Annotated in this window: 2 pseudogenes; both read right to left on the minus strand. The window is 54.5% G+C overall.

The features are described from left to right. Positions 1-473 (minus strand): annotated as a pseudogene (locus AWB65_RS34930) (integrase); the annotation flags it as partial. After that, positions 466-1,258 (minus strand): annotated as a pseudogene (locus tag AWB65_RS36165) (integrase); the annotation flags it as partial. The pseudogenes AWB65_RS34930 and AWB65_RS36165, both read right to left, overlap by 8 nt.

Below are 1,258 nucleotides of genomic sequence, written 5' to 3' on the forward strand. Positions count from 1 at the left end.
GTGATCGTGCTGAGAATACCGGCAATCGTCGAGGGCTGCAGCTTCCCAACGAGGCTTGAGGCAAAGCGGGCACAGTGATCTGGCGTCAGCTGGCTGAAGTCCGCCAATTGTTCCTCTATCATCCACGCAATTAGTTTCCTGATCTGAGTCCAGTTCGCGACGAGCGTAGTTGCCGAGGCGGGCCTGCCACGTTTTCCACTCGCTACACGCCATCGTGTGTACAGAAAGCGTTTTGCCGATGCCAGCAACCGCGCGTTGGAAGAATCCGTAAGCCGATCACCCGTCCTGAACCTGTAAGAGAACACGATTCGGACTTCCATCGTATTCCTTGGCGCAATATAGGGTGCGAGGTTCCAGATTTCGTCGCCGTAGCGGGATACGATCGTGTTTCCCTGCCGGCTGATGACGGTCTGAATCAGGTCTTCATCACTGGTTGAAGTCAGGTCAACAAGATGATGGGTCGGTTTAGCCATGGTTGTGCCCAAGTAGCATCGATCGATCACGCCACATTGGATGAGGATCGGCGTACGCCTTTTCCTTCGCCTGCTTCATGACTGAAGCGGAGAAGTGTGGCGCAATGACCCGGTCGATCTCCTTGATCACCCATCCGTAGACCTTCTGCCACTGATTCCTGCCGATCAAGTTTCTTTCCTTCACCAGCAGCCAGTAGAAGCTGTACATGCGGTATAAGTCACTTTCCATGACGACCTGGTTAGGACATCGGAAGCAGTGTAAAAAGGCCGAACACGCGGTGTGACCGTCTTTGGGTGCATATCGGCCTTCGAGCGGTGAAGAGCATCGACCCACACCTGTATTGTTCTCTCCTGCGAGCATACGTTCGACTTCGTCAACAGAGACGTGCATCTCTTTGGACAGTCGCGCTACCGTCGACGCATCCTTTGTGGTCCCGCGTAACTCGACTTCCAGACATTTGCCGAGGAAGTGGTGGTTACGAACCATCTCGGGTGTCACTGCCAGGTAGTGGGTATCCGTAACATGAGGACGGTTCCCGAGCAGGTTCGCGGTCATGGCAATGTCGCCACCTGTTAGATTCCATACCCGCGATGCAAACGTCTTTCGTAGCCGCATGACAGATAACGCGAGCGGGACTTGGCCGTCAGACTGCGCGCCTGCGTCGTCGCCCAGCAGATGATGTCGTTTGATGAAACGACCGATGGATGTATAAAGAATTTTCTTCGAGAACGCATTCACTGGGCCTAATCTGACCCATTGGTGGGTGCGGCGATACAACCACAGG

This window comes from Caballeronia humi (genome assembly GCF_001544475.1).
Classification (GTDB): Bacteria; Pseudomonadota; Gammaproteobacteria; order Burkholderiales; family Burkholderiaceae; genus Caballeronia; species Caballeronia humi.